Origin of the sequence: Paenibacillus baekrokdamisoli (assembly GCF_003945345.1) — a bacterium.
Classification (GTDB): Bacteria; Bacillota; Bacilli; order Paenibacillales; family Paenibacillaceae; genus Paenibacillus_Z; species Paenibacillus_Z baekrokdamisoli.
In genome coordinates this window covers 2,311,123-2,335,864 of the sequence record NZ_AP019308.1, presented here as the reverse complement: position 1 = coordinate 2,335,864, position 24,742 = coordinate 2,311,123, and the positions used below count along the sequence as shown (strand labels likewise).

Below are 24,742 nucleotides of genomic sequence, written 5' to 3'. Positions count from 1 at the left end.
TAACCATAACAAAGAGAAAGTCTAACCTTGAGGGTGGGTAAAAATGAATAAACAGCTGTTAATCGTCGATGACGATCCTAAGATTGCACAGCTCATTGAGATTTATTTGACCAATGAAGGCTATTCCATTCATAAAGCAAATGATGGTCTCCAGGCGCTGGAGCGTATCGAAGAACTTCCAATTGATCTTGTCATTCTAGATATCATGATGCCAGGTTTAGATGGCTTAAGTGTATGCATGCGGATCCGTGAGACACGAACGACGCCCATACTTATGATTAGCGCCAAGGACGGCGATCTGGATAAAATCACGGGATTGATGACTGGGGCAGACGATTATATGGTCAAGCCCTTTAATCCACTTGAGCTTGTTGCTAGAGTGAAATCCTTGCTCAGACGGACTTCCTACCAAGCTCAAAGCCAAGCCCAGCATTCTGCACAAGAGCATATTATTCAAGTTCAATCCCTGCAGATTGATAAATTAACCCATACGGTCCTCTTTGAAGACCGTCCTGTCAAGCTAACACCGCTTGAATTTAACATCCTGCATTTGCTTGCCAGTCAGCCAGGCAGAGTGTTCAGCTCGGAGGATATCTTCGAATTGGTATGGAAAGAAAAGTATTTCGAGTCCAATAACTCTGTGACCGTGCATATGAGCCGTTTAAGAGAGAAGCTTATTAAGCAAATGGACGGGGAGAAGCTGATACATACCGTGTGGGGGGTTGGCTATAAAATTGAAGGTTAGATGGCTTCTCCCACTCTTCTGGAGTGCAATGATGTCTGTTATCGGTTTTGGCCTGATCGTCATTATCGCTAAGATGTACTTTTATTCATCGTTAGCGAAGCGTAGTCCAAAAGAAATCTTTAACTGGTTTAACTGGAATGTTGGCTATCCCACCCTATATGTCGTTGCTATAGTCATCCTATTCATCATTTCGGCTGCTTTTTTCTTCCCGCGGGATAGAAGGCTCCGCCACAACAATTATTTGGCTCAAATGACAGAGGACGTAGAACGAATTGCGAGCGGTGATCTTCAGCATAAAGTGCTAATTCGTCAAGAGGATGGACTAAAGCAGCTTGCGATTCATATCAACCGTTTTGTCGAGCAGCTGGATCTAGCTTTGGCAGAAGAAAGAAGAGCCCAACAGTCCAAGAATGAGCTTATTACCAATGTATCGCATGATTTGCGTACGCCTCTTACTTCGATTACGGGCTATCTGGGTCTGATCGAACAGGATCGGTACCGGGATGAAGTTGAGCTACGCTATTATATTTCACTCGTATATGAGGAATCTGAGCGGATGAGTCAGCTTATTCAGGATCTATTCGAGTATACGCGGCTGCGAAACAATGAGATGAAGCTGCATGCGAACAAAATTAATCTGGTCGAGATGCTGCATCAGCTAACGGAGCAGTTCCAGCTGCAGCTCGAGCAAGCGGATTTGCAGCCGCGGATGAATTTCTCTGCTGCGCAGCTTATCGTTTTTGCCGATGGGAATAAATTAAGACGTGTATTTGAGAATCTCATCACGAATGCGATAAAGTACGGGCGAGACGGACAATATTTGGACTTTAACGGGTATAAGGAAAATGGACAAATCGTTCTTGATATCGTCAATTATGGCGAAGTCATTCCAAGCTCGGATTTACCGCATATCTTTGATCGATTCTATCGGGTGGAGAAATCGCGTGCCATTCATTCTGGAGGTTCGGGACTCGGTCTCGCGATTGCCAAGCAGATTGTCGAGCTGCACGAGGGAAAGCTTCATGCATCAAGTACGCTTGAGCAAACCGCATTTACTGTAAAGCTAATGGAATATAAGTTGTAACACTGTCCGCCTTCATTTCTATGAGGCGGACATCTTTCGTTTTATTAATAAATTCGTTATGTTTTCGTAATCATTTCTTAGCGGGGCTTTAACGTGTTGCATCCATACTTAGGGGTAATAGCAATGAGGTTAGAGAAGAAAGGAGCAGCCCCCTTGGTGAATGCAGCTCGTTTGAGACAATTATTTAAATACGCAATCCTCCTGTTAATGGTTTATGCTCTCCTGATGAATTGGGGCAGCATGAGAATAAAAGCAGCAGATGTTCTTCAATCCTTGTCTACGATTCCTATACATAATGGACAACCACAAATGGCAGCATTAGAGGCAGAATCGGCACTGCTAATGGATGAGAAAACCGGCGCTATCTTATTCAGCAAGAATGCGCATAAGAGACTTTATCCAGCTAGCACGACTAAAATACTGACAGCTATTATCGCTCTGGAGAAAGGGAATCCGAATGATATGGTTACGGTTGGGGACGAAATACAACTGATGGTGGCAGGAGAGAGCAGCGCTGGATTATTCGAAGGGGAGCGCCTTTCTCTAAAAGATCTAATTGCCGCCATGCTTCTTCCATCAGGTAATGATGCTGCTCGAACGATTGCTCGTTATGTCGTGAGCAAAGAGGAAGGTAAGACAGTTTCTGCTGCAGTGAGCATGGAGCAATTCGCCAATCTAATGAATGAGAAGGCCCAAGCCCTCGGAGCTGAGGAATCTCATTTCGTAAATCCACAGGGCTCGCACGATCCTGATCACTACACAACGGCTTACGATTTGGCCATCATTGCGAAAGAAGCTAGAAAAAACAAGCTGTTCCGGACCCTAGTTAGTGAAACTGAGCATCAAATCGATGCGGGGAAATTAACACAAACGGTAATCAATCGCAATAAGCTGCTTCAACCAGACAGTGGCTTTTATTATAAAGGGACAAGCGGGATTAAGACGGGGTTTACGGATGAGGCAGGCTATTGCGTTGTAGCTTCAGCAAGCAGGAAATCAAAGGATTTGATTGCGGTTGTGCTTCATTCCACTGCAACTGGCGTCTGGAATGATGCGGAGATACTCCTGCAGGCTGGCTTTGATATGAATTAATTGTACGGCACTCGAGTATCCGAACTGCAGACTATGGAAATTTTTTTGATTAAAGTCATTCTCATTGATAATAATTATCACTGTTGGCTATACTACAAACATACAAGAAGAAATGGCTAACGCTGTCCTTTGGCGGCGAAGTAAGTTTCTTCTGAAATATAAGCAAAGTATAGAGAACACTTATACTTTCTGATAGTTGATCAAAAGCCGCCTTCTCGCAAAGGACGGCTCTTGATCACTCGTGCATTAAATTTTCGGTTCAAATGTTTTGCAATCTGTTTCTTCGGAGTTATTAGCTTGCTTCCCGCGGTGACTGACAACGTAAATCGACGATGCATTGCAGTTGTTGCCAGCAGCCCAATATTTACAAGAATTGACTTCGCATAGAACATCTTTAGCCATAGTGAATCCACCTCCATTCCTATTTAGGATGGGCGTTTTGCTATGGCTTTTATACTCCTAATTGCTGGGTTTTCAAAATATACTTGATTCCCTATAGGGGTTGATTTATGATGAGCATAGTTTATAAGGCGATGGAGTTCGCCGTAACCGCCCGCGAGAGCTAATGACTCCTACCAGTGCATCAGACGCTGGTAGGAGTCTGTTTTTATGTTTAAATCACTTATCGAGCAAGGATTGGGGGAAGCTAGAGGCTATGGAGGATGAGCATGGACAAACAAATAACAAGCTGAAGCGAATGAAGAGCGGAGTACATGCTGCAATTGGAAAAGGAACCATCCTAAAGTGGATTTTATATGGTGGGATGGTCGGTATCTTATCCGGATGTGCATCTGCTCTGTTTCTATACAGCTTGGATACAGTGACCAAAGCAAGAACAGGCTCACCTTGGCTGCTGTTTCTATTGCCAGTTGGTGGTGTAATCATAAGCTACCTATATATGAAGCTCGGGAAGAATGCGGGCAAAGGAAATAACCTGCTCATTGAACAGATTCAAGCCGGAGATGAGCCGATTCCATTGCGGATGGCGCCGCTCGTTCTGCTTGGAACGCTAACGACTCATCTGTTTGGCGGCTCAGCAGGTCGAGAGGGAACAGCCGTGCAAATGGGCGGAAGCTTGGCGGAGTGGATTGGGAAATGGCTTCGAGTTGGTGCATTAGATCGGCGAATTTTATTGATGTGTGGGATAAGCGGTGGTTTTGGCTCTGTGTTTGGCACCCCGCTCGCAGGTACACTTTTTGGGCTTGAGGTTATTACGATTGGAGTCATTCGATACGAGGCATTAATTCCTTGTTTCACGTCAAGCTTTGTAGGTGATTTAGTAACTAAAGCTTGGGGAATTAATCATATCCATTATTCAATGAGTGGTATCCCGCAATTGACAGTAATGGTTCTTATAAAAGTAATTATCGCTTCGATTCTTTTTGGACTATGCAGTCGCATATTCAGCGGGTTGATCCATTGGTTGAAGGAAGCGTTCACCAGGATAATGCCTAATATGATGCTTAAAAGCGTTGTCGGCGGAGTTATAATTATCCTTCTCGTCTCTGTGCTTGGGACACGTGATTATATGGGACTCAGCTTACCGCTTCTGGTTCAAGCGTTTCAAGAACCGGTGTCTACCTTTGCTTTCCTGTGGAAAATGGTATTTACTTGGATCACGCTTGGAGCAGGCTACCTTGGCGGGGAAGTAACGCCACTATTCGTCATCGGTGCAGCGCTTGGGAGCGCACTATCGGGCTTACTTCTACTGAGCGCACCATTTTTGGCTGGTCTTGGCTTAATCGGCGTATTCAGCGGGGCAACCAACACACCGATCGCTTGTTTTATTCTAGGCATCGAGCTGTTCGGATCGGAAGGACTGATCTACATGTTTATTGCTTGTGTTATTAGTTATCTGGTCTCTGGCCACACCGGTATATATACCTCTCAGCAGGTTGGGATCAGTAAGTACCGTAGACAACTTATGCCGGAAGGCACAACACTTGCCTCGCTTCGGCTTTCTAATAAAAGAAGATAATTCTTCTCATTATGCTTTCATAATATACGATTATACTTGTGAATAACGAAATAATTTGGCTGTAGGTGCTTTCACTTACATGCTTGTGAGGGATCTTATGAAAAAAGTTCTGATAATCGAGGATGAAGTGAATTTCGCAAGGTTTGTCGAGCTTGAACTTAAGTACGAGCGTTATGCTGTAACGACCGTCTATGACGGTAAGGAGGGTCTTGCACTCGCGCTTCGAGAGGACTTTGATATTATCCTGCTTGATGTTATGCTTCCGGGACTTAATGGGTTCGAGGTCTGTCAGGGAATTCGGGCACAGAAGAATACGCCAATCATTATGCTGACAGCTAGAGACAGTGTAATGGATCGGGTCGCTGGACTAGATCATGGCGCAGATGACTATTTGCCGAAGCCCTTCGCGATTGAAGAGCTATTAGCACGGATTCGTGCGATACATCGTCGACTAGAGCCTCAGGAGGAAGTGCGAATTGGCTTAACATTTCGGGATTTGAGCGTGGATGCTGATTCTCGTACCGTCATGAGAGGCATGCAGAAGATCGAATTGACAAGACGGGAGTTCGATTTACTAGCGATCTTTATGCAAAATATTAATCGTGTACTTACAAGGGATGTACTGCTCGATAGTGTGTGGGGTTTTGATACCGTAGTAGAAACGAACGTAGTCGACGTCTATGTCCGTTATGTCCGTAATAAACTAGACGTTCCCGGAGAAGAAAGCTACATTCAGACCCTTCGCGGCGTCGGCTATGTCATGCGATGAGACGATTAAAGTTCTTTATGAACTCGCTTCCTATCAAATGGCGGCTGACCGTGTGGTCCTCCTTGTTTATTGTCACGCTGTTCCTTGCCTATGCGGGGACTCAATATCTAATCCTCAACCAATGGACGATGAAACAAGAGCAGCAAACCATTCAAAAGAGTGTGGATGAAATCAAGCTTTATTTTCAAGATAAAAGTATCTCAGATATGCCATCTACAAAAAGCTTCCTCACTAAGCTAAATCAGAAGAACCAGATGATTCGCATTCTCGATCATCATGGGATTCCGATTCTAACGGTGACAGAGGACTTTGAGGAAAAATGGGTGACTCCAGTCACGGTAAAAGAGGAGAAGATCGAACGCAAGTGGCATGTAGAGGATCATTTTCTGTTGGCACGCAGTCCGCTCAAATCGGGTGATTTTACCGGAACATTAGAGATCGCCATAAACTTGGAGAATTTCGAAAAGTTGAACAAGTTGATGATCTCGGTTATGGCAATTGGCGGTCTCATTGGGGTTGTATTATGCTTCCTTGGCGGTATTATACTTGCCAGGCAGTTCGTCAAACCGATAACGGCCTTATCTGAAACGATCGATAAGATTAAGCATCATGGATTAACAGAACGCGTTGTATTTGCTGAGAATGGGGATGAGCTTTCCAGGCTTAGTCAAATGTTCAACGAGATGATGGATCGACTGGAGCTGTCATTCCACCAGCAGAAGCAGTTTGTTGAGGATGCCTCGCATGAGCTTCGGACACCCATTGCTATTATTGAAGGGCATCTTGCTATGCTGAATCGTTGGGGGAAGAATGATCCAGTTGTGTTGGATGAATCACTTAACGCTTCTTTGCAAGAATTGAACCGTCTGAAGACGTTCTCGCAAGAGCTGTTAGCCTTGACTCGGGCGGAAGGTCTATCTGCGTCAAATCATCCAGAAATGGAGCCGGCTCAGCCTTATGAGATTGTGAATCAGATCGTAGGGGACTTTCAAATGCTATATCCTAACTTTGAATTTGAGCTGCAGCTGCAACCTCTAAAGAGCATTTGTTTGCTGCTTCCTGCTGATCATTGGAAACAAATCGTTATGATTATCTTAGATAATGCGGTGAAATATTCAACAGATAAGAAGATCATTGAGCTGGAAGCTAGTCAGATGGAGAATAACCGTGTCCAATTACGAATTCGTGATTATGGCATTGGTATTCCGAGCGAAGAGATCGGGCATGTATTTGACCGTTTCTACCGAGTAGACAAGGCAAGAACAAGGCTTGCGGGTGGAAGCGGCCTGGGCCTTGCAATTGCTAAACGTCTGATTGAAACCTATGAAGGGCAAATTGAAATGGCCAGCACGGAGAATGAAGGCTCAGTCGTTACCCTTACAATGCCTTACATTAGAAGAAAGTTATAATAATGCGCATGATCTAACCGAACCGTTAGGTTGAAGTGAAGACCCCGTGCTAGATAAAACAAAAGCCTCCCATTCCCTTTTTAGCGGAATGGAAGGCTTTTGTTCAAATATAAGAAAGTATAAGTTTCCTCTAATTTCAGAGGGAAGAAACTTGCTTCGCCGTCAAGGACGACGTAAGTCGTTTCTTCTTGTGTCTAAATGCCCTGTCTTAAATGTGATTAAAGTTAAAGGACTCTCCGAGCTGTAGTGTAATGGTCACTCCACCAGCCTGAATTTAGACTGCTAATCGTAACGCCTGGGGCACCGTACGTATGAAGAATTTGTCCATTACCGATATAGATGGCAACGTGATGGATTGGGGAATAGAAGAAGACTAGGTCACCAGGTTGAAGCTGGCTGCGTGATATATAGCGTCCGACATTAGACTGACTCTTCGCAGTTCTAGGCAGCTGTACCCCATTTAGCTTATACAACCTTTGAGTAAAAGATGAGCAGTCAAAGGTTTTTGTTTGATTGGAGGATGATCCAAATTTGTAAGGAACCCCCAGATATTGTTTGCCTGTATCAATAATATTATTTGAGGTAGCTGATGCTGCTGAGACGGATGCGGCATGTACTGCTTTCGATGGAATGACCAAAGACCCACTTGCAAGGATCATGAAGCTAAGGGTAATACCTGCGACCATTTTTCCGAATTTGTTGTTTAACATGCTGTTTAGCCCCCCGAGTTCTAAGATGAATTTGATGTGAAGATGATTGCTTAGTGACTATATCACACTTAAAACTTCCACTATTTACTCGGAAAGCGGATTCCATAACAAAGACAAGGGGTTGCAGCGAATAATTAGATATTGATTAAAAAATCTTCATCAAAAGGCTATTGACGATGCTGATTTTTATTCGGCTACTTTTCAGCTAAGGAACATATCTTGTTATTGTCGGCCATAACATGGAACATTGTAACCTGCGCACGGAGGGAACCTTCATGATCCTTATGTTAAGTATGGTTTTATTAGTCGGTTGTACGGGGTATACAATAATGCGCATCTACAAGCACCGACAATTATTCAGCTGCATGGCAGGCATGATGATCGCAATGACAATCGGAATGATTGCAAGCATTGCTTTTGGTACGCTAATCGGTCTTCTATATCGCCCAGATTTGACGACTCCAACAATTGCGGCAGTCTTATTCGGCATGGTATGCGGATATTTGAGCGGTAAGCCGATTCGGCTAATTGCAGCCTTGGACGGTATGCTGGCAGGTATTATGGGGGGGATGATGGGTGCCATGCTCGGTGTGATGATTGAGAGCAAGGGCACAGTCATCGTACTATTTATTGATGTTGTGTTCATTTTTGTCTTACTTGTTCTTCATCAATTCATAAGCGAGGAATCCAGCGTAACTCGTCAGTCTCAAGAGATTGAAGAGAGGGCTGCATCGAGACTGATTACAAATAATAACCAGTCGAAAGGATCGATTCTCCATCCGCTTGTTTTTGGCGTAGTTATATTTGCTGTCGCCGCTGTATTTCTTTATCAGAACTCAGACAATCAGATAACGAAGCCCGAAGAACCGACTACCCACGATCACTCATCCGCGAAATAACAGCGAGTATATCCGTCAGTTGTATACCCCCCGGCAGTATGTTATAGTAAGGCTAAAAAGAGCGGAGTGATGGCAGATGGTGCAGCATAAGGAACCTGCTGCTGACTCGAATGCAGCGTGTGCTTCTCATTTGGAGCGTAACAGTCACCATTCGGAGCAGACGAAGAACAGTCTGATAACAAGACTTAATCGAATTGAAGGTCAAATCCGCGGGGTAAAGGGCTTGATCGAGAAAGATACGTATTGCGATGATGTACTGAATCAAATTGCAGCCATTCAATCGGCACTCAATGGTGTAGGAAAGCTCCTGCTTGAGCATCACATGAATAGCTGTGTAATCGAGCGAATTCAGCAAGGTGATGTTGAGGTCGTGAAGGAACTTATGGTTACGATGAATAAATTGATGAAATAATGAACCTATGCGATCTCGATGATCGTTATAGGTTTTTTTGTTGGCATTTAGTGGTTGACATACCCCCATGGGGTATAGTAAGATGGCTTTAACGTAATTATACCCCTACAGGGTATAGGGGAGACGGAGGAGCTATTGCGATGGATAAACAACAAACAACCTTGGATATAACCGGGATGACCTGTGCTGCCTGTGCGGCTAGAATCGAGAAAGGGCTCGGCCGAATGGAGGGCGTGGAGAAAGCCACCGTTAATTTCACGATGGAAACGGCGCACGTTGAATATGATGCCTTAACTGTTCCGCTCGATCATATGCTTAAGAAGGTGGAGCAGCTTGGCTATAAAGCGATGCTTCATGAGGAAGAAGCGGGAATTGCTCGTGCTCACCGTGAAGAGGGAATAAGGAAACAGCGAATCATGTTCGTGATTTCGATGGTATTATCATTACCTTTGTTATGGGCAATGGCTTCACATTTCTCTTTTACCTCTTTTCTATGGGTACCAGCATGGTTCATGAATCCGTGGTTTCAGCTTCTATTGGCAACCCCCGTTCAGTTCGTGATCGGCGGCCCGTTCTATATCGGTGCGTATAAAGCCTTAAGGAACAAAAGCGCTAATATGGATGTACTTGTTGCGCTTGGGACATCGGCTGCCTACTTCTACAGCTTTTATATGACGCTGAAGTCCTTAGGAAATAGCATGCATGATGGCATGAACACCGGAATGGTCACCGATGAATTGTATTATGAGACGAGTTCCATTCTAATTACACTCATTCTGCTCGGCAAGCTGTTTGAAGCGATGGCTAAAGGGAGATCCTCCAAAGCGATTCAATCCTTATTAGGCCTTCAGGCAAAATCCGCTACCGTCATTCGCGGTGGCGTGGAAATGCTTCTGCCCATTGAAGAGGTTGTTGTTGGAGAGATTATTCTTATTAAACCCGGTGAGAAAATCGCTGTGGATGGTCTCGTCGTTGAAGGCTCCTCAAGTGTCGATGAATCCATGCTGACCGGTGAGAGCATGCCTGTACAGAAACATGTGAACGACTCACTTATTGGAGCAACGATTAACAAAAACGGGATGTTGAAGATGCGGGCAACGAAGATTGGTAAGGAGACTGTGCTTGCGCATATTGTGCAAATCGTAGAAGAAGCACAAAGCTCTAAGGCTCCCATCCAGCGGATAGCTGATGTGATCTCCGGCATATTCGTTCCTATTGTTGTGGGGATTGCAGCTGTGGCCTTTCTCCTTTGGTACTTCGCAATTGAGCCTGGGAACTTTGCCGGAGCGCTGCAAAAGGCGATTGCGGTGCTTGTGATTGCCTGTCCATGTGCGCTTGGACTTGCGACGCCAACCTCGATCATGGCAGGCTCAGGCCGTGCGGCCGAGCTTGGTATTTTATTTAAAGGAGGTGAACATCTCGAAGCGACGCATCGCATTCAAGCCGTCATTCTAGATAAAACAGGAACGATTACCGAAGGGAAACCGGTGCTAACCGATGTCATTATCAGCTCCACTGCCAATGAAGAGTCAGAGCTTCTGGGCTGGATTGGAGCAGCAGAGAAGAACTCCGAGCATCCACTTGCAGCAGCCATCGTTGCAGGCATTGAAGCGAGAGGGATTGTCATTGCTGCGAATAACCTTGAACATTTCGAGGCGAAGCCAGGCTATGGGATTGAGGCTCGCATTAATGGCAACGAAATGCTAATAGGCACACGTCAGCTAATGGAAGCTCATCAAGTAAATACGGAGCAAGCAGGTTCCCAAATGATATCCCTCGAGCAATCTGGTAAAACAGCGATGCTCGTTGCGGTTAATGGACAATACGCGGCCCTCATTGCTGTTGCCGATACAATCAAGACGACATCGATGGCTGCAGTTGACCGCATGAAACAGCAGGGCCTTGAAGTGATCATGATTACGGGCGATAATGAACGCACGGCACAAGCCATAGCGCAGCAGGTTGGCATCAATCGCGTGCTTGCACAAGTGCTCCCTGATGGCAAAGCGAACGAAGTTAAGAAGCTGCAGCAGTCTGGGCTTACGGTAGCGATGGTCGGAGACGGCATTAACGATGCGCCAGCTCTTGCAACAGCTGATATTGGAATGGCTGTCGGAACAGGGACGGATATCGCGATTGAAGCCGCTGATGTCACGCTTATGCGGGGAGATTTGAACAGCATCCCCGATGCCATATTCATTAGTAAGAGAACGATGCTCAATATTAAGCAAAATTTATTCTGGGCTTTAGCCTATAATATTATCGGGATACCGATAGCCGCTGCCGGATTGCTTGCGCCTTGGTTAGCAGGTGCAGCAATGGCGCTCAGCTCTGTATCGGTCGTGCTCAATTCACTACGGCTGCAAAGGCTGAAACAACAATAAATGAAATAATCATTCTATAGAAGAGGAGTGTTCATGAATATGTCAACAACTGCGACTTTGCAAGTAAAAGGGATGTCTTGTCAGCACTGTGTGAATAGTGTTGAGGGAGCTTTGAAGAAAAAGGGTGTATCTGCGAAGGTGAATTTGCCTGGTAATAGCGTAACCGTCGACTATGAGGCAGCAAATATTACGATCGATCAGATCAAAGAAGCCATTGAAGATCAAGGCTACGATGTTGTTTAATTGATCCTTAAACAAGGCAGAGAACAAACGAAAGGCCCAGGCTTGCATGCCTGGGCCTTTCGTTTGTATAGGCATCTGATCTTTTTTTGTGATACAATCATCAGTTGAGTGCATCAATACCGTTTTAAAATATTTTATTGAGCTGGAGGCCAGCATAAGTGAGTCAATATCCGTTTGAGTTCGACCCGAAGATCCCCTTTGTCGAGCAGGCCAGTGATTGGATTGCCGATGTATTCTATGAACGTCTACCTGAAGCTGGATTTGAAGTGCGAGATGAGCAAATATATATGGCCTTCCAGTTGGAACGGGCTTATAGCGATAAGAAGACGATCTTCGCAGAAGCGGGCGTGGGGACAGGGAAAACATTTGTTTACCTGCTCTATGCCATCAACTATGCACGTTATATGAGAATGCCTGCCATTATCGCTTGTGCAGATGAATCTCTAATTGAGCAGCTGGTGAAGCCGGAAGGCGACATTGCCAAGCTGGCTCGTCATTTGGATTTAACGATTGATGCAAGGCTCGGTAAATCAACCGATCAGTATCTGTGCCTGAATAAGCTGGATGATGCAAAGGGGGAAATCGAGGATTCGGAGATTTTCCATGATATTTATCGTGAACTCCCTGATTTCGTGAATACACCTGGAACGATGCAGTCATTCCATCCCTATGGGAACCGTAAAGATTATCCCAATCTTACCGATGATCAGTGGGGTAAGGTAGGCTGGGATGTTTTCCAAGATTGTTTGGTTTGCACTAGACGCCATCGCTGTGGACAAACTCTCTCACGGGATCATTACCGCAAGGCAGCCGATATCATTATTTGTTCACATGATTTCTATATGGAGCATGTCTGGACCTATGAGGCAAGAAAGCGAGAAGGACAGCTTCCTTTATTACCGGAGCATAGTTCGGTTGTCTTTGATGAAGGACATCTGCTTGAGAATGCCGCTCAGAAGGCATTAACCTATAAATTGAAGCATGCGATGTTCGAATCGATTATTACTCGTTTGCTTAATGGCGAAGTAAGGGAGTCGCTCGCGGTTGCCATCGATGAAGCGATCGAGCAGAGCGAGAATCTCTTCTATTTGCTTAATCGGACAAGCCGCAAGATAATGGCATCTGATCGTAAAGAAGTCGTTGTTAGTGCTGAACTTCTCCGTGAGATTAATCGTTTCCAGGACGTACTAGCTACGATTGAAGAGGAGCTTGTCTTCGAGAGCGCGCTCTTCACCCTTGATGATTATCAGCTCAAAATCGTCGAGGAGCATATTGAAATGATCCAGTTTGCACTTAGCTTATTCAAGCAGCCAGCCGGATTAATTACATGGGTGTCTGAAGATAAGGACGGCACGACACTCGTCATTATGCCTAAGCTTGTGAAGGAAGTATTGAAGGAGCGGGTATTCTCGAAGCGTATGCCGATCATTTTTTCGTCTGCTACCTTATCAGTGGATGGCTCATTCGCTTATACAGCAGATAGTCTGGGCATTGAGGACAGCCTTTCCTTCTCCGTACCCTCACCTTACGATTACGAGAATCAGATGCACCTCTTCGCGAAGCTGCAGCCTTATTCGAGTGATGAACGTCAGGAGAAGATTCAATTGGCGCTCAAGCTTTTGCTTAAATCAGAAGGAAGAGCGTTGATTCTGTTCCCATCTAGAGAAGAGTTGGAGCAGTTCAAGCAGGATATAAGCGGGTATACTGATGGCTCGGTGTATCGTTTCCTCTTTGAGGGCGAGAGTGAAATCAGTCACCTTATTGCCGAGTTTCAGAATGATGAACATAGTGTCCTTTGTGCGGTTACGCTGTGGGAAGGTTTGGACATACCTGGGCCATCTTTGTCCCAAGTTATGATTTGGTCGCTGCCCTTCCCTCCGAATGATCCTGTATTTGCGGCAAAACGCAGAGATGCAGCTGTTCCTTTCGATACCGTGGATATGCCTTATATGCTGCTTCGTTTGAAGCAGGGGCTAGGTCGATTAATTCGTACCCGTGAGGATCAAGGGATTGTATCCATTCTCGATCCTAGAATGAATGATGAGCAGGTAAGGGAAAAAGTGGAGCATATTCTTCCACAAGGCGTAGTTCTACAGGATATAACGGATTCTCTTTAAATAGAGAATATCTATCTTTATTTGACAACTTTCTTAGAGGCTAATACAATTTATAGTACTAGCCTTATCATGCAGAATTTCATTATGTAATAAACGTAGAGGATGGAGAATAAATGGTACAAGCGACTAAGAAATCCGAGTACAAGAGTGTTCGGAAATTACAGCAAATTCAGCAGGAAAAGCAGCGCAAGAGGATGAAGAAGCTCATATGGGGAACAGGAATCGTGGTTGTTGCTTTAATTATTGTTGCTCTCATATTTGCGCCTAAGAATGATACGACCTTTAACTATGATCAGATTCCAACGCTTGGCAAGGCAGATGCTCCGATCAAAATCGTCGAGTTCGGCGATTATAAATGCCCGGTTTGCAAAGACTTCCGCGAAAAAATCGAGCAGCCGCTAAAGAAGGATTTTATCGATAAAGGAACGGCTTCATTCTCTTTCATGAACTTCACCATTATTAGCGAGGATTCAAAAACGGCAGCACTTGCAGGTCAATCGATTTACCATCAGAATAAAGATGAATTTTGGAAATTTTACGATGCCATCTATACAAACCAAGGTTCCGAAACGGTAGCTTGGGCTACACCTGACTATTTAGTGGAGTTGGCCAAGCGTGAGAAGCTGGCTGTTGACTATGACAAGTTGAAGTCGGATATTGTAAATGGCACCTATCAATCCGAAGTGGCTGCTCATTATGCGAAGGCGCAGAAGCTCAACCTTAACTCCACTCCATCTATATTTATTAACGGCGTTCAGTTTAAAGGTAATATTCTTGATTATGATGCTATCAAAAAAGCAATTGAACAAGCGCAGAAGGATCTTAAATGACGAAGGAGTTTCAAGTGAGCGATGAAGTCACTGATGAATCTCAATGGATTGAAGAGCCTCAGGGATTTATTCCCTTCATTAGAAAATACGCGCTCTACCTAGCTTGGATCGTGGCTATTGTAGCCGTAGGCGGAAGCTTGTACTTAAGTGATGTCATTGGATTTATTCCTTGTAAGCTTTGTTGGTTCCAGCGGATCTTCATGTACCCAATTGTCATTATTCTGGGCATAGCCAGCTATAAGAATGATCGTAAGCAAATCGGGTACGTGCTGCCGCTTTCGATTATTGGCGGTCTGATCTCAATGTATCATTATGCAGAGCAGAAGATACCCGCACTTGCCAAGGCATTACCCTGTACGCAAGGCATTCCATGCAACAAAGATTATTTGGATTGGTTCGGCGGGGTCGTAACGATTCCATTCATGGCTTTAATAGCGTTCATACTCATCACGATTTTGCTATGGATTGGTCGAAAATCGCAATAATTCCAATTATGCCGCATCCTTTCGAGGATTGCGGCATTTTGTTATAAGAAATGACACAAAATACGTAGGAGAGCTTTGTCGAATCAATGATGTTTCTGCTATAATGTATGGATGCGTGAATAAAGGGTAAATAAGATATAGTAGGCGTTATTTATGTCCCTTATTTTAGATGGTGGAGGTAAAAGGCAATGGCAGCAGACAGCAACATAGCTCAGTCGCCCTGGGAGCATTATTATGGACCCAATCTTGGGTACATACAGGAGATGTATGAGAAGTATGTGGAAAACCCGGATAGTGTTGATCCGGTTTATCGTGAAACGTTCGCACAATGGGGCGCTCCGCCTTCAGTAGATGATGTGAACGGCGTTGTCGTGAAACCTCAACCAAGCTCGATTCAGGTTGAAGGGTCCAAGATGGCTGATCCTGTTTTTCTGAAAAAAATCGTGGACGCTGGTAAATTAGTACGTAATATTCGTGCTTATGGTCATTTAGCTGTAGAGAACGATCCGCTCGGTATTGGGACAGTTCCTGACACAAGACTGCTAAAGCCAGAAACATTCAATTTGACCCAAGAAGACCTTGCTGCGATCCCGGCATCACTAATTTGGGAGGAAGCTCCCGAGTCAATACGTGACGGATGGCAAGCGATTCAGTACTTAAATGATGTATATACCAAGTCGTTTGGTATCGAATATAGTCACATCCATGAACAGGAAGAACGCGTTTGGCTGAAACGTCAAGTGGAATCCGGCATGGCTGCTAAACCAATGAACGCCAAAGAACGTTCTGCCCTTCTTAACAGACTTATTGAAGTGGAGCAGTTTGAAACGTTTCTGCAGCGTTCTTTTGTCGGGCAAAAACGGTTCTCGATCGAGGGAACGGACGTTCTCGTTCCGATGCTGGATGAGATCGTACGTGAGCTTGCTCATGATGGGGCAGAGCATATTCTGATGGGTATGGCTCACCGTGGTCGTCTGAATGTACTTGCTCACGTACTTGGAAAGCCTTATACAGGCATTTTCTCTGAATTCCATCATGCTCCGAATAAGGATTTGATACCATCCGAAGGTTCCAGCGGCATCAATATTGGTTGGACTGGTGATGTGAAGTACCATTTGGGTGCACATCGCTCTTTGAAGGAAGGCGCAACGATTGAAACTCGCATATCCTTAGCTAACAATCCAAGTCACCTTGAATATGTGAATCCGATCGTGCAGGGCTTTACGCGTGCCGCACAGGATAATCGTACCGCCGCTGGTTATCCGAAGGCTGATTTTGGTAGTGCTGCAGCAATTATCATGCATGGTGACGCGGCTTTTGCTGGAGAAGGTATCGTAGCGGAAACGCTTAATTTCAAAAAGCTTCCTGGATATGGAAGTGGGGGAACCATTCACATCATCGTGAATAACCGTCTTGGATTTACGACCGAAAGCAGTGATTCCCGTTCTACCTACTATGCAAGCGACTTGGCAAAAGGGTACGAAATTCCTATCGTTCACGTTAGCGCGGATGATCCGGAAGCTTGTATCGCAGTCGTCCGTATGGCATGTGAATACAGACAACGGTTCCATAAGGATTTCCTGATTGATATGGTTGGATACCGTCGTCATGGACATAATGAAACCGATGATCCAGAAACTACACAACCGCTTGTTTATCAGAAACTGCGGAAGCACCCGGTTGTTAGTATCATTTACTCAGATAAGCTGAAGGAAAAAGGGCTTATCAATGAAGATCAAGTTGCACAAATGAGACAGGATAATTTAACAGTCCTTCAGACTGCGCTTGATACAGTGAAAGAAAGTGATCAGACTCATCGCAAGATTGAAGAGCCTGGCAGACGTCGTCAAAAGAAAGAACTGGCTACGGCTGTACCTCTTAAGAAGCTGAAATCTATCAATGAAGAGCTCTTGAAATGGCCAAATGGCTTCAATGTTTATGAGAAGCTGGAGCGTATTCTAATGCGCCGTGCTGCAGCATTGGATGAAGGCGGCAAAGTGGATTGGGGACTCGCGGAAACGCTGGCGTTTGCAACCATTCTTGAGGGCGGTAAGCCGATTCGTCTAAGTGGACAAGACTCGGAACGTGCGACATTCGCTTTCCGTAACCTTGTGCTGCACGATATTAAGACTGGAGAGACCTATTGTCCGCTCCACCAAATTCCACAAGCGAATGCTTCATTCGCTGTATATAACAGCCCATTATCCGAAGCAGCAGTGCTTGGGTTCGACTATGGCTATAATGTCTTCTCCCCAGAAACACTTGTCATCTGGGAAGCACAGTATGGCGATTTCGCGAATGCTGCCCAAGTTATCATTGACCAGTTCATCACAGCTGGACGGGTAAAATGGTCGCAGAAATCAAGCATTGTGATGCTGCTGCCGCATGGATACGAAGGACAAGGTCCTGAGCATTCCAGCGCGCGTCTTGAGCGTTTCTTACTGCTTGCAGCGGAAGATAACTGGACCGTTGCCAACTTGACCTCTGCCGCTCAATATTTCCATATTTTGCGTCGTCAGGCTGCTATGACGGATACAGATGAAGCTAGACCGCTTATTATTATGTCACCGAAGAGTTTAATCCGTAATCCGCTCGTTGCTTCTGATCCAACGGACTTAAGCGAGGGCGCATTCAAGCCTGTCTTGGAACAGCCAGGACTTGGGACCAAGAATGCCGCTGTGGAACGCCTAATCTTCTGCAGTGGTAAAATCTCAATTGACCTTGCGACAGCACTTACCGCCGAAGAGGGTGCGAATTGGGATTGGCTTCATATCGCACGTATCGAGCAGCTCTATCCATTCCCTAAAGCGGAAGTGGAGAACGTAATCAACCGGTTCCCGAACCTAAAAGAAATTCTATGGGTACAAGAAGAGCCGCAGAACATGGGTGCTTGGAATTTCATTGAGCCTCGTATTCGCTCTCGTGCTCCGAAGGGTTCAGCGGTTCGTTATGTTGGCCGTCCTAAACGTTCGAGCCCAGCAAGCGGATTCCAGTTTATTCATAATATTGAACAACAACGCATTATATCAGTCGCTCTTAATAAGAGTACATTAAATACGATTACACAGGAGGATTAAGGCCATGAGTGAAGTTAAAGTACCTGAAATGGGCGAGTCTATCATGGAAGGCACAATTGCCAAGTGGCATGTGAAAGAGGGAGACCGCGTTAACCAAGGCGACGTTCTTGCCGAATTGGAGACCGATAAGGTTAACATTGAGATCAGTGCAGAGGAAAGCGGAGTTATCGAGCAGCTTCTTAGTAAAGAAGGCGAGACCGTTCAGGTTGGCGAAACAATCGGACGTATCGGCAGCGGAAAGGGTTCCGCTGCGGTAAGTGCACCAGCAGCAACTCCTGCATCCGTACCAGTTGAATCCAAGCCAGCCGCTGTTCAGGCGGCTCCTACTCCGGCAGTTGAGGCGGCCAGCAGCGATAGCTCCTCTTCCTACGCAGCATCCCCTGGAGCAAGGAAGCTTGCTAGAGAACGCGGTATTGATTTGGGCCAAGTGCAATCCCAAGATCCAATGGGACGTATCCGTCAAGAGGATATCCAAGCTCATGGAACGAAACCGGCAGCAGCTCCAAGTGCAGCTGTACCATCCGTGCAGAAGGCACAACCAGCAGTTAGTGCAGCAACAGCGGATCCAACTAAACCGGCAGAGCGTCGCAAGATGTCACGCCGCCGCGTTACAATTGCAAACCGTCTAGTTGAAGCGCAGCGGACTGCTGCGATGCTGACTACTTTCAATGAAGTCGATATGACGGCAATCCTCGACCTGCGTAAACGTCGGAAGGATGCTTTCAAAGAGAAGCATGATATCGGTTTGGGCTTTATGTCCTTCTTCACAAGAGCGGTTATTGGCGCTTTGAAGGCATTCCCGCTTTTGAATGCGGAAATTCAGGGCGACGAAATTGTTGTCAAACAATACTATGATATCGGTATTGCGGTATCCGCTAAAGAAGGTCTTGTTGTTCCAGTCGTTCGCGATGCGGATCGTCTGAGCTTCGCAGGCATTGAGAAACAAATTGCGGATCTGGCTGGCAAGGCACGCTCGAATTCCCTTGCGCTGTCAGACCTGCAAGGAGGTACCTTCACCATCACGAATGGCGGGGTATTCGGTTCCTTGCTATCAACGCCAATCTTGAATGCACCGCAGGTTGGTATTCTCGGTATGCACAAAATCCAGCTTCGTCCGGTAGCTATTGACGAGACGAGGATGGAGAACCGTCCGATGATGTATGTGGCGCTTTCCTATGACCACCGTATCGTAGATGGCTCAGAAGCTGTTCGTTTCCTTGTAACACTTAAGAACCTATTGGAAGACCCAGAAGCGCTGCTTCTTGAAGTTTAACCATTAGAGCTGTTCAAGAAAGACTTAAACAAGCTGTTGTCCGAGTAAAATCGGGCGGCAGCTTGTTTGTTCTTTATTTGCTATTCATGAAAGATATTCATAAAATAAAAGTATAAACAGAGCTCTTAGATAAGGAGAAGAAGTGGATGAACATGAACGAACGAAAAATACGATTGTATGACTCCGAGAACATCCACTCCAGCGAGGATCGAGACGAGTACGAGAAGGATTATGCCAGACTTATTCAATCACCTGCCTTTCGCCGGCTGCAAGGGAAATCACAAGTGTTCGGTGCAGGCTCAGGTGATTATTATCGTACTCGATTAACGCATTCGCTTGAAGTGTCGCAAATTGCCAGAGAGGTAGCGAGAAAGCTTGCCAAGAGCTATCCTTTCTTGAATAAGAAGGAGCATCCCGGTCTAATGATGGACCCGGAGGTCGTAGAATGTGCGGCGCTTGCGCATGATCTTGGACATCCTCCATTTGGCCATAAGGGTGAAGAAGTACTAAATGAGCTGCTTCTTGAAGAGCATGGGATGTGCTATGAAGGAAATGCCCAGAATTTTCGAATCCTCATGTTTCTTGAGAAACGAGCTGGAAGCGACAGTGGCTTGGATTTGACGGCAGCGGTGCTTCTGGCGATCAATAAATATCCTTTCTGCATCGATGATCCTGGCCGTCTTAAAGGAGTATATAAGCGGGAATGGGAAGGGATCGACTACCTACGCCAACTATGGGCGATGCCAGAAGGCTGTGCGACGCTGGAGGCGCAGCTGATGGATTTATGCGATGATATCGCATACTCCACACATGATATAGAGGACGGCATTCGTGCGGGCAAGATTCAGATGAATACGAACCTCTTCGAGGATGATCGACTGGTCTCTCATGTCATGCAAGAAATTATTGATGATTCGGGTAATGGGGTCATGAACTGGGAACAGGTTGATATGAATGCGATGGTGAAGCAGGTACTTCATCAATATTTACTGCAATGGGAAATGATCTATTTGGAATGCGGGCGCGAGCCATCCCGAACAAGGCGTGAGATGAAGGCGCGTTGGGTTAGGAAGTTCGTAAGCGGAGTTGGTATTATCGATGATCCGACAACGGGGTGGAAGAGGGTCACCTTTATTAAGGATGGACACCAGGATATGGAGTTGCTTCGTACAATGGAAATTTTGAAGAAGCTGGCCTGGGTTACCCTAATTAAGGATTTCCGCGTGCAGCGGCTTCATAAGCGCAGCGAGGTGATCATCAAACGGCTCTGGGACAGCTTTAAAGTACCGGAAACGGGTCGGCTTATTATACCGCCAGACTGGCTGGAGAGCTACGAGCAGCACAAGGAAAAGTGGCCGTGGGAGCGGATGGTGGCTGACTATATCTCCGGAATGACGGATGCTTACGCGGAGAAAGTTTATGCTGAGTTTTTTGCCAGTCGTTCGGGTTCGATTTATGAACGTGATTAAGGGCTCATCACTAAAATAAGACCTGTCGAGGGCGCCGAGGTTTACTTGAAATAAGGAAAAGGACTACTGGAGTCTTCAGTAGTCCTTTTCCTTTTATTTTGTTGTAAAGTTCACTGAATTACCGTGTAATATGAACGGAGAAAATAGGCTTGTTCGTTCGCTTTTTTATGGGGACTAGGCATTTACCTCAAGAGTCCCATCATGCTTCCACATTGTCGGCTGGCCTGATTTGGGGCAATCCGGAAATGTATCCCCCTCAAGAAGCTCCATATGCTCACCATCTTTATCCACGTAGGAACCGAATTCAGTTACTTTCTCTCCTGTGTGATGCTCATGCTCTACATGTCTCCAGGTCGTTTCTTGCTTGGATTTGGGGCAGACAGGGAAAGCATCTCCCTCGTTAAAAGACTTCGTTATACCTGCCGCACAGACGTAATTGCCAGTCTCGTGAACTGTTTCATTGGTCCGATGTAAATCAGATTTGATTTGCATGGGGATCATCCTTTCTACATGTACAAGTTATTTTAGGATAATAAATCTGGCTCAACACTGAAATAAGCGCTAGATAAACTCGAAACATGGTGCGTAGAAGGCCGCTGTGCTGACGGATCGTTCTTTCGATCGCTGTCGCTTCTTCAGAACGATTCCGTCCGCTTCGCTATGTACTTCGTGTTGGCAAGCACTGACTATGGTTAGACCCATAAATCTATTCGAATGACAAGTGCATGTTTATTTTATCCTGCTAATCTATTAGCTAACCAAATGCAGATGCAATCTGAGAAAAATCGTTAAGATCCTTTTATGATGGACAGAATGACTTGAAGATGAGAAAACTAAGGCTGTCATGAGAAAATACTAATCGGAGGCGCCCCCTCTATTTCTGTAAGAGGCTCGAATGACTCTTAAGTAGGTCGAAAATCCTAGGCCTATGCGTTCGAAGTGGTTTTGCTTTAGGTACTAACGTACCTGGGTAGAACCACGCAAAACCAAGTTTATGCTTTCGAAGTAGTTTTTGCTTTAGGTACTAACGTACCTGGGTAGAACCACGCAAAATCTAAGTTTATGCTTTCGAAGTAGTTTTTGCTTAGGTACTAACGTACCTGAGTAGAACCACGCAAAACCTTTTAGGAGTGAAACACAATGGAAACCGAAACAAAGCGTTGTTTATTTTGCGATCAGATGGTACCTGTTAAGGAAAAGGGGACGGATGATTGGTTTATTAGCTGCAATTGCTCACCCGGCGGCTCTTATGGACTTCAGCAAGCGAGTTATGATTCCTATAATGCCTTGGGCTATTCGATAAAGCGTCAATTATTCCCCCTTGTATCTGCCTATATTAGAGAGAAGACGGATTGTGATGAACAAGTTCGTCTGACCTTTAATGATTTCGCTAGGTTTGAGCAATTGTCGACCTCACCGATGTCGGTTGAAGAGAAAGGTATTAAGCTGCTGCAGTATCTATTCAGACATTCCAGCAAACCGGATGAACCGGTAGTTATTCATCAATTATCTTTGAGCTTCAATTTAACTTACTCAATAAATCTTCAGGAGCTTGTTTATATTATTGAGAAGCTCAAAGGAGAAGAGTATCTAGAGAGAATCGGTTCGACGTTCTGGTTAACGGAGAAGGGCTGGAAGGAGGCTGCTTCTTATTCTGGATCAAGACGTTTAAAGCCATGTTTACTGCTTATCGCTGGAGATAGCGTGCCACTTCTGGATTGGTCTGAAGGATTGATTGCAAAGCTAGGAGAATGCGGTTATCTTCCTCATATGGTGGAATTATCTGATTCAACAGGATTGAATGAACAAACGATGCATTTGATTGTAGAGAGTAAGCTTGTTATTGTTGACGCATCAGGCCAGGGAACAGCGGCTTGCTTCGCTGCAGGCTATGCGATTGGTTTGGAGGTTCCTGTTCTGTGGGCTGTTCATGCAGGAGAAACAGGGCCAATGAAAACCCCTTATCGCCCTATTCCCTCCAAAAAGTTTCAATCACTTGTTTGGGATAATGAGGCTCATCTCATGACACTTCTTCAAAAGCAGCTGGTCACTTAGCTTTCTGCTAAGGCTATGGCTAATGAATGAGCGTACTCACCGGATCTTTTTGGTTTAGGATTCATAATTCATATGGGCAGGCGGGAGTGGAACGAATCTGGAGCAGTTCTTTGCTTCAGGCTACGCGCTATGATTTGATAGCGCGAGGCAACATCGAAGTGGAGCTTCAGGCCACCAACGGATAAGTTCGCAGCTTCACAATTGGCATTTCAGTTTGTGCTGGAATGCTTTTTTGTGTACTCTTTTTCCGGCTCAATTTCATAATCGTGGTTGACTATTTTGTTACGGGCCCGTTTCGAGCCTAAGCCGCTATTTGTTCGCCGATAGCTGATTCTACACAGCGATTCAGGCGTTCAATTAGAAATAACAGGAAAACCTGCATTTCATTCTCTCGATTTGGGCTGAGCAGTTCACTTAGCAGAACCCCCCATAAACTTGAGTAGATCCACCTAAATGAGGTGAAAAAGAATGGATGAACGGGAGAAATTCCCGTGATGACGAAAAAACAGAAGAAAGCAGCCCCTATAACAGGAGATTATCCCGTTAATCTTACTGAGCGGACTGTGGAACCGCTATTTAGATCGAAACACGACTCCAAACAAGTTTAGCGGACACAGGTTCCGCTATCAACTAAAATGCAACTGATTTCAGATGATTTGCTGGAGAATAGCGTCTTCTTTGTCCTTTAATCCCCTTACATGCAGCGATTGGACTGAAATAAGAGCTCTCCTGTCCGCTCAGCATCTGATTACCTTCGACTCAACCACTAGTTTTGGTGTAGAGCCCTTTTTAAATCCTGATTTTTCTAACACCTTTCTTGATGAATGGTTGCCAACTCGAAACAATAGCGAAGCGGACGGAATCGTTCTGAAGAAGCGATAGCGTTCGCCATTGATCATAAACCGAAGGTTGCGATTGTCATAAAAAAAGAGCAGACGGGAGCTAAGCTCCCATCTGCCTTTGCTGTGATACGGGTTTGGTTCTGCGTGCTTCTCTCGTGCTAGATAGGTGTACAAGTAGACGATAGACGACTTCAGCGAGTAAAATACCAGCAATAGCGTCAAGAAATACATGCTGTTTAATAAAGAAAGTCGACATGATGATGAGGGAAGACATCCCGTAAATCAAGGTTTGGTTCAAACGATTGCGAAAGCTGCTCGTATATAATGCTTTCATAACCAAATAGCTGGAGAAACAGTGTATACTAGGAAAACAGTTGTAAGGCTGATCGCGACCGTAAACGAAAGCAAGCAGCCTGGTTATAGGATCTGTGCCTTCAATCGCAGGTCTTGGAACTGTCGTTTGAAAGACCATGTAGACGCCGTAACAGAAGAGAGCGCAGATGACATACGTAATAAGAGTACGCGCATACAAGGCCGGATCTTTCATAAAGAAATAAACAAGACAAGCATACAAATAAAAAATCCAGATGGAATAAGGCAGGACAAATATTTTCACAAACGGAAAAGCACGGTCCAAATCGGTCATTAAGCTGTATACTTGCGAGCTGGAATTATTAGTTAACGCATATAACCAGCCCATGACAGGGAATATCAACATGCTAGTCAATGGCAAAAAGCGCTTCACGATTCCCTTTAGTGATGCGGGCAACTGGATCCCCTCCGATTTCTTCATGGTTTGAAACATCAATCCTGTAATCATAAAATAATGATATGCGGAGTGCAAGCGTGGAATAATGACAATTTTTGAA

The 24,742-nt window shown here is 45.2% G+C and carries 21 protein-coding genes and 1 riboswitch; of the genes, 17 read left to right on the top strand and 4 right to left on the bottom strand.

The genetic code is table 11. The annotated features are described in order from the left end of the window. Positions 1-43 precede the first annotated feature (43 nt). The 3 genes from EKN16_RS10365 to EKN16_RS10355 all read left to right on the top strand — a co-directional run bounded on the left by EKN16_RS10365 (position 44) and on the right by EKN16_RS10355 (position 2,921). Positions 44-745 (top strand): response regulator transcription factor, encoded by a 702-nt coding sequence (locus EKN16_RS10365; protein ID WP_125656206.1) that lies wholly within the window; start codon positions 44-46, stop codon positions 743-745. Beyond that, positions 735-1,829, top strand: a complete 1,095-nt coding sequence (locus EKN16_RS10360; protein WP_260182474.1) for a sensor histidine kinase — start codon at positions 735-737, stop codon at positions 1,827-1,829. Before EKN16_RS10365 ends, EKN16_RS10360 begins: the two co-directional genes overlap by 11 nt. A gap of 123 nt (positions 1,830-1,952) precedes the next feature. Next, complete coding sequence (locus EKN16_RS10355; RefSeq protein ID WP_232016349.1) at positions 1,953-2,921, top strand: D-alanyl-D-alanine carboxypeptidase family protein; 969 nt, start codon at positions 1,953-1,955, stop codon at positions 2,919-2,921. Between the two features lie 246 nt (positions 2,922-3,167). Here the strand turns inward: EKN16_RS10355 and EKN16_RS10350 are convergent, their stop codons facing one another. After that, positions 3,168-3,323 carry a DUF1540 domain-containing protein gene (locus EKN16_RS10350; RefSeq protein ID WP_125656203.1) on the bottom strand — a complete coding sequence of 52 codons (156 nt, stop codon included), beginning with the start codon at positions 3,321-3,323 and terminating at the stop codon, positions 3,168-3,170. A gap of 118 nt (positions 3,324-3,441) precedes the next feature. Next, positions 3,442-3,503: riboswitch (Fluoride riboswitch) on the top strand. 115 nt (positions 3,504-3,618) lie between these two features. On the opposite strand from EKN16_RS10350, the gene EKN16_RS10345 reads away from it, so the two are divergent. The 3 genes from EKN16_RS10345 (at position 3,619) to EKN16_RS10335 (ending at position 7,077) form a co-directional block, all read left to right on the top strand. Next, positions 3,619-4,899 carry a voltage-gated chloride channel family protein gene (locus EKN16_RS10345; protein WP_125666095.1) on the top strand — a complete coding sequence of 427 codons (1,281 nt, stop codon included), beginning with the start codon at positions 3,619-3,621 and terminating at the stop codon, positions 4,897-4,899. Between the two features lie 97 nt (positions 4,900-4,996). Continuing rightward, the gene (locus EKN16_RS10340) at positions 4,997-5,668 is read left to right on the top strand and encodes a response regulator transcription factor (RefSeq protein WP_125656200.1); all 672 of its coding nucleotides are present in this window, start codon (positions 4,997-4,999) and stop codon (positions 5,666-5,668) included. Then, complete coding sequence (locus EKN16_RS10335) at positions 5,665-7,077, top strand: HAMP domain-containing sensor histidine kinase (RefSeq protein ID WP_125656197.1); 1,413 nt, start codon at positions 5,665-5,667, stop codon at positions 7,075-7,077. The genes EKN16_RS10340 and EKN16_RS10335 overlap by 4 nt, the downstream gene beginning before the upstream one ends. A gap of 224 nt (positions 7,078-7,301) precedes the next feature. Here the strand turns inward: EKN16_RS10335 and EKN16_RS10330 are convergent, their stop codons facing one another. Next, positions 7,302-7,787: a C40 family peptidase gene (locus EKN16_RS10330; protein WP_125656194.1), complete on the bottom strand. Its 486-nt coding sequence runs from the start codon at positions 7,785-7,787 to the stop codon at positions 7,302-7,304. A 275-nt stretch (positions 7,788-8,062) separates the two neighbouring features. Here EKN16_RS10330 and EKN16_RS10325 point away from each other — a divergent pair, with 275 nt between their 5' ends. The 10 genes from EKN16_RS10325 (at position 8,063) to EKN16_RS10280 (ending at position 20,976) form a co-directional block, all read left to right on the top strand. Then, a complete protein-coding gene (locus EKN16_RS10325; protein WP_125656190.1) occupies positions 8,063-8,686 on the top strand; it encodes a hypothetical protein in 624 nt (207 codons plus the stop codon). A 76-nt stretch (positions 8,687-8,762) separates the two neighbouring features. Next, on the top strand, positions 8,763-9,098 hold the full coding sequence (locus tag EKN16_RS10320) for a metal-sensitive transcriptional regulator (protein WP_125656187.1): 336 nt from the start codon (positions 8,763-8,765) through the stop codon (positions 9,096-9,098). Between the two features lie 140 nt (positions 9,099-9,238). Further along, positions 9,239-11,482, top strand: coding sequence for a heavy metal translocating P-type ATPase (locus EKN16_RS10315; RefSeq protein WP_125656184.1), 2,244 nt, complete (start codon positions 9,239-9,241; stop codon positions 11,480-11,482). Positions 11,483-11,515: 33 nt separating this feature from the next. Then, on the top strand, positions 11,516-11,725 hold the full coding sequence (locus tag EKN16_RS10310; RefSeq protein WP_232016348.1) for a copper ion binding protein: 210 nt from the start codon (positions 11,516-11,518) through the stop codon (positions 11,723-11,725). Between the two features lie 158 nt (positions 11,726-11,883). After that, positions 11,884-13,842 carry an ATP-dependent DNA helicase gene (locus EKN16_RS10305; protein WP_125656181.1) on the top strand — a complete coding sequence of 653 codons (1,959 nt, stop codon included), beginning with the start codon at positions 11,884-11,886 and terminating at the stop codon, positions 13,840-13,842. A gap of 113 nt (positions 13,843-13,955) precedes the next feature. Then, a complete protein-coding gene (locus EKN16_RS10300; protein ID WP_125656178.1) occupies positions 13,956-14,672 on the top strand; it encodes a DsbA family protein in 717 nt (238 codons plus the stop codon). Next, positions 14,669-15,157, top strand: coding sequence for a disulfide oxidoreductase (locus tag EKN16_RS10295; protein ID WP_125656175.1), 489 nt, complete (start codon positions 14,669-14,671; stop codon positions 15,155-15,157). The genes EKN16_RS10300 and EKN16_RS10295 overlap by 4 nt, the downstream gene beginning before the upstream one ends. Before the next feature lie 188 nt (positions 15,158-15,345). Beyond that, positions 15,346-18,234 carry a 2-oxoglutarate dehydrogenase E1 component gene (locus tag EKN16_RS10290; protein ID WP_125656172.1) on the top strand — a complete coding sequence of 963 codons (2,889 nt, stop codon included), beginning with the start codon at positions 15,346-15,348 and terminating at the stop codon, positions 18,232-18,234. A 4-nt stretch (positions 18,235-18,238) separates the two neighbouring features. After that, complete coding sequence (odhB, locus tag EKN16_RS10285) at positions 18,239-19,507, top strand: 2-oxoglutarate dehydrogenase complex dihydrolipoyllysine-residue succinyltransferase (protein ID WP_125656169.1); 1,269 nt, start codon at positions 18,239-18,241, stop codon at positions 19,505-19,507. Between the two features lie 152 nt (positions 19,508-19,659). Further along, positions 19,660-20,976: a deoxyguanosinetriphosphate triphosphohydrolase family protein gene (locus tag EKN16_RS10280; RefSeq protein ID WP_125666091.1), complete on the top strand. Its 1,317-nt coding sequence runs from the start codon at positions 19,660-19,662 to the stop codon at positions 20,974-20,976. Positions 20,977-21,150: 174 nt separating this feature from the next. On the opposite strand, the gene EKN16_RS10275 is transcribed toward EKN16_RS10280, so the two are convergent. Further along, a complete protein-coding gene (locus tag EKN16_RS10275; protein WP_125656166.1) occupies positions 21,151-21,468 on the bottom strand; it encodes a hypothetical protein in 318 nt (105 codons plus the stop codon). A 648-nt stretch (positions 21,469-22,116) separates the two neighbouring features. On the opposite strand from EKN16_RS10275, the gene EKN16_RS10270 reads away from it, so the two are divergent. Further along, positions 22,117-23,031 (top strand): hypothetical protein, encoded by a 915-nt coding sequence (locus EKN16_RS10270; protein ID WP_125656163.1) that lies wholly within the window; start codon positions 22,117-22,119, stop codon positions 23,029-23,031. Between the two features lie 942 nt (positions 23,032-23,973). Here EKN16_RS10270 and EKN16_RS10265 read toward each other — a convergent pair. After that, positions 23,974-24,591 carry a phosphatase PAP2 family protein gene (locus tag EKN16_RS10265; protein WP_232016346.1) on the bottom strand — a complete coding sequence of 206 codons (618 nt, stop codon included), beginning with the start codon at positions 24,589-24,591 and terminating at the stop codon, positions 23,974-23,976. Between the last annotated feature and the right edge of the window lie 151 nt (positions 24,592-24,742).

Coding starts and splice junctions, on each gene's coding strand:
- EKN16_RS10365 (WP_125656206.1), top strand. CDS start 44: ATGAATAAACAGCTGTTAATCGTCGATGACGATCCTAAGATTGCACAG.
- EKN16_RS10355 (WP_232016349.1), top strand. CDS start 1,953: ATGAGGTTAGAGAAGAAAGGAGCAGCCCCCTTGGTGAATGCAGCTCGT.
- EKN16_RS10350 (WP_125656203.1), bottom strand. CDS start 3,323: ATGGCTAAAGATGTTCTATGCGAAGTCAATTCTTGTAAATATTGGGCT.
- EKN16_RS10345 (WP_125666095.1), top strand. CDS start 3,619: ATGAAGAGCGGAGTACATGCTGCAATTGGAAAAGGAACCATCCTAAAG.
- EKN16_RS10340 (WP_125656200.1), top strand. CDS start 4,997: ATGAAAAAAGTTCTGATAATCGAGGATGAAGTGAATTTCGCAAGGTTT.
- EKN16_RS10335 (WP_125656197.1), top strand. CDS start 5,665: ATGAGACGATTAAAGTTCTTTATGAACTCGCTTCCTATCAAATGGCGG.
- EKN16_RS10330 (WP_125656194.1), bottom strand. CDS start 7,787: ATGTTAAACAACAAATTCGGAAAAATGGTCGCAGGTATTACCCTTAGC.
- EKN16_RS10325 (WP_125656190.1), top strand. CDS start 8,063: ATGATCCTTATGTTAAGTATGGTTTTATTAGTCGGTTGTACGGGGTAT.
- EKN16_RS10320 (WP_125656187.1), top strand. CDS start 8,763: ATGGTGCAGCATAAGGAACCTGCTGCTGACTCGAATGCAGCGTGTGCT.
- EKN16_RS10315 (WP_125656184.1), top strand. CDS start 9,239: ATGGATAAACAACAAACAACCTTGGATATAACCGGGATGACCTGTGCT.
- EKN16_RS10310 (WP_232016348.1), top strand. CDS start 11,516: ATGAATATGTCAACAACTGCGACTTTGCAAGTAAAAGGGATGTCTTGT.
- EKN16_RS10300 (WP_125656178.1), top strand. CDS start 13,956: ATGGTACAAGCGACTAAGAAATCCGAGTACAAGAGTGTTCGGAAATTA.
- EKN16_RS10295 (WP_125656175.1), top strand. CDS start 14,669: ATGACGAAGGAGTTTCAAGTGAGCGATGAAGTCACTGATGAATCTCAA.
- EKN16_RS10290 (WP_125656172.1), top strand. CDS start 15,346: ATGGCAGCAGACAGCAACATAGCTCAGTCGCCCTGGGAGCATTATTAT.
- odhB (WP_125656169.1), top strand. CDS start 18,239: ATGAGTGAAGTTAAAGTACCTGAAATGGGCGAGTCTATCATGGAAGGC.
- EKN16_RS10280 (WP_125666091.1), top strand. CDS start 19,660: ATGAACGAACGAAAAATACGATTGTATGACTCCGAGAACATCCACTCC.
- EKN16_RS10275 (WP_125656166.1), bottom strand. CDS start 21,468: ATGCAAATCAAATCTGATTTACATCGGACCAATGAAACAGTTCACGAG.
- EKN16_RS10270 (WP_125656163.1), top strand. CDS start 22,117: ATGGAAACCGAAACAAAGCGTTGTTTATTTTGCGATCAGATGGTACCT.
- EKN16_RS10265 (WP_232016346.1), bottom strand. CDS start 24,591: ATGTTGATATTCCCTGTCATGGGCTGGTTATATGCGTTAACTAATAAT.